Genomic DNA, 2,107 nt, shown 5'->3' on the forward strand with positions numbered 1-2,107 from the left:
GATGCGCATGGTGTCGGTGAGGCGGCCCCAGATGACCTCGTCCACGCCGACCTGCGCCATCTTCGCCTTGCTGGTCAGGCCCATCTTCAACCCGATCAGACGCTCACCCCGGTCGAGGCGACGCTGGATCAACGCCGTCTGCACCCCGTACGCGGCGTCCACGTCCAGACCGGTCTCGGCGGCCAACTGGGGAATCGCGGTGGCGGTGTCGGCCGCCTCGCCGAGGCGCTCGGCGATACCCGCGGTGTCCGGCCCGATCATGATGTCTCCTTGCCGGCGAGGTCCAGTGCCACGTCCACGATCATGTCTTCCTGCCCGCCGACCATGCGGCGGCGGCCCAACTCGACCAGGATCGAGCGCACGTCCACCCCGTACTTGTCCGACGCCCGCTCCGCATGCCGCAGAAAACTCGAATACACCCCGGCGTAGCCGAGGGAGAGGGTTTCGCGGTCGACCTGCACGGGCCGGTCCTGCAACGGCCGCACGATGTCGTCGGCGGCATCCATCAGCGCGAACACGTCACAGCCGTGCTCCCACCCGTGCAACTCGGCGACGGCCACGAACACCTCCAACGGCGCGTTACCCGCCCCCGCGCCCTGCCCGGCCAGGGACGCGTCGACCCGCACCGTGCGACCCGACGGCGAACCGAGCGGCCCGTCACCGAGGATGCGGCCGTGTTCCACGGCAACCACACTGTTGGCGACGCCGAGGGACAGGTTGTGGTGGGCGTGGATACCGATCTGCGTATCCGGTGCCAACACCTGCCGATACGCGTCCACCCGCTCGGCGACGTCGGACATGAGGAGTCGGCCGCCGGAGTCGGTGACGTAGACGCAGTGCGCCCCGTACGACTCCATCAACTTCGCCTGCCCGGCCAGACCGGCCGGGTCGTTCATGTGCGACATCATCAGGAACCCGGACACGTCCATGCCGTTCTCCCGCGCCCACGCAATGTGCTGCGCCGAAATGTCGGCCTCCGTGCAGTGCGTGGCGATGCGGACACTGGTCACCCCGAGCGCCTTCGCCGCCTTCAAGTCGGCGATGGTGCCGATCCCCGGCAGCAGCAAAGTGGTCAGCTTCGCGTTCGTCATCACCTCCGCCGCCGCCGAAATCCAGTCGGCGTCACTGGCCGCACCATGCCCGTAGTTCACACTCGACCCGGCCAGCCCGTCACCGTGAGCGACCTCGATCGCGGCCACCCCGGCGGCGTCGAGCGCGGCGGCGATGGTGCGGACCTGCTCGACCGTGTAGCGGTGGGCGACGGCGTGCATGCCGTCGCGCAACGTCACGTCCTGGATGTACAGATCAGTCATGACAGCACCCCCGAAGCGGCCTCGGAACGCACCGCCACCAGCCGCTCCGCCGTACGCAGCGCCGCCGACGTCATGATGTCCAGATTCCCCGCGTACGCCGGCAGATAATGTCCCGCGCCGGAGACCTCCAGGAACACCGACACCTGCAACCCGCGCAGATGCCGACCCAACGACGGCACGTACGCATCGACCCGGTCGAACTGGACGTCCTGCTTCAGGCGATACCCCGGCACGTACTCCTGCACCGCCGCCACCATCTCCGCCACCGACCCGGCGATCGCCGCACGGTCGGCGTCGGCGTCCTCGCACAGGCAGTACACCGTGTCACGCATCAACAGCGGCGGATCAGCCGGATTCAACACGATGATCGCCTTACCCCGCTGCGCACCGCCGACCACCTCGATCGCCCGCGCCGTCGTCTCCGTGAACTCGTCGATGTTCGCCCGCGTCCCCGGCCCCGCCGACCTCGACGCGATCGACGCCACGATCTCCCCGTACACCACCGGCGTCACCCGACCCACCGCCGCGACAATCGGCACCGTCGCCTGCCCACCACACGTCACCATGTTCACGTTGCGCTCGCCCAGGTGCTCGTCCAGATTCACCGGCGGCACCACGTACGGACCGATCGCCGCCGGCGTCAGGTCCACTACGAGGCGACCGTGCGCGGCCAGCACCGCGTCGTTACGCCGGTGCGCACCCGCCGACGTGGCATCGAACACCAACTCCACATCCGCGAACTCCGGCATCGCCACCAGGCCATCCACACCCTCGGCGGTGGTCGCCACACCCAA

At 68.9% G+C, this 2,107-nt stretch carries 2 protein-coding genes and 1 pseudogene; all 3 read right to left on the reverse strand.

The genetic code is table 11. The annotated features are described in order from the left end of the window. Positions 1-261: pseudogene (locus ABZ573_RS32450) on the reverse strand (4-oxalocrotonate decarboxylase); the annotation flags it as partial. Continuing rightward, the gene (gene dmpG, locus ABZ573_RS32455; RefSeq protein ID WP_358122919.1) at positions 258-1,313 is read right to left on the reverse strand and encodes a 4-hydroxy-2-oxovalerate aldolase; all 1,056 of its coding nucleotides are present in this window, start codon (positions 1,311-1,313) and stop codon (positions 258-260) included. The gene dmpG and the pseudogene ABZ573_RS32450, both read right to left, overlap by 4 nt. Next, positions 1,310-2,107 (reverse strand): acetaldehyde dehydrogenase (acetylating) (locus tag ABZ573_RS32460; protein WP_358122921.1); only part of this gene is annotated, 798 nt, incomplete at its 5' end. The genes ABZ573_RS32460 and dmpG, both read right to left, overlap by 4 nt.

This window comes from Micromonospora sp. NPDC007220, from assembly GCF_040634035.1.
In the GTDB taxonomy this organism is placed as follows: domain Bacteria; phylum Actinomycetota; class Actinomycetes; order Mycobacteriales; family Micromonosporaceae; genus Micromonospora; species Micromonospora reichwaldensis.